The 1,191-nt window shown below is 63.3% G+C and carries 1 protein-coding gene; it reads right to left on the bottom strand.

The annotated features are described in order from the left end of the window. Positions 1 to 142: 142 nt before the first annotated feature. Positions 143 to 1,129 carry an IS5 family transposase gene (locus NKJ09_RS32425; protein ID WP_023717425.1) on the bottom strand — a complete coding sequence of 329 codons (987 nt, stop codon included), beginning with the start codon at positions 1,127 to 1,129 and terminating at the stop codon, positions 143 to 145. Positions 1,130 to 1,191: the final 62 nt, after the last annotated feature.

The raw sequence follows: 1,191 nt of genomic DNA, 5'->3' as shown, positions 1-1,191 counted from the left end.
GAGGCCTTTGCAGAGAAGGCGCATAGATATGCGATTTGAGGCATATATGCTTTTTTGAGCGTCGGAGAGCGCTGCTTGGCCGTTCAGCGCGGCATTTTTCAGGATAATCGGCTCATCCGCCCGATTACGGACGGACTCCTGCTTATGCCGGCTTCTCGCCAGGCGGATGGAGGGTGCTGACCATGCGGCGCAGGTTGTAGGCGCAGGCCGCCAGCATGCACTGCGTTCGGTTGGCGGCGAGGTTGAAGAAGCGCAGGCGCCGCATGGCATAGCTCTCCTTGAACACGGCGAAGGGTCGCTCGACCGCCGCCCGCACCTTGGCGATCAGCTGGTTGCGCCGCTTCTGGCGCGGCGGCAACTCGGGATGATGTTTGTTGGGCCGCCGCATCAGGCGGTCCTTGATGCCTGCCTCGACCAGCCGGGCATGTCTGGCGTGGGTATAATAAGCCTGATCGCCATAGACCGCCCTTTCATCGCCGCTGATCAGTGCGTCGGCCGGCTCGGTGTCGGTGACCGAAGCGTCGCTCACCTCGACGCGCCGGATCAGCGTATGATCCTGGTCGACGCCGATGTGCATCTTGTAGCCGAAGGTGCTCTTCTTGCCCTTCTTGCCCCAGCGCGCATCCTTGTCCGCCGATGGCTTGACCGGGCCCTGGTGGCCCTTCTTGGGCTGTTTCGGCGGGCGGCCGCGAGCTTGCAGGAACGAGGCATCGACCAGCGTGCCGCGCTTGACGATCAGGCCCTTGTCCTCAAGCTGGCGGTTGATCTCCTCGAACACCTTGTCGATCAGCCGCTCGCGCGTCAGCTCCTCGCGGAAGCGCCACAGCGTCGAATGGTCGGGCGTGCGGTCCGAAAGGCTGAAGCCGGCAAAGCGGCGGAACGACAGCCGGTCGCGGATCTGTGCCTCAAGCGCTGGATCGCTCAGCCCATGCCATGCGCCCAACAAAAGGCAGCGCATCAGCACTGGCGCCGGATAGCTGGCCGTGCCCGGCCCGGCTCCGCTGCGTGCGCCCAAAAGCCCGTCGATCGGACCCCAGTCGATCTCCTTCGCAACAAGATCGAAGATCGTCTCATCCGACACCGCAAGGCCGTCCGCCAAGCTCAATTGACCAAGCACACGATCAACCATCCGCGAATCTCCCGTAGCGACCATGCCACAGAATCACCAATCCGATTCTGTGCAAAGGCCCC

The organism is Mesorhizobium sp. M0189 (assembly GCF_040322135.1).
GTDB lineage: Bacteria > Pseudomonadota > Alphaproteobacteria > Rhizobiales > Rhizobiaceae > Mesorhizobium.
The sequence above is the reverse complement of the archived record's forward strand: the minus strand, read 5'-3'. Positions and strand labels throughout refer to the sequence as shown.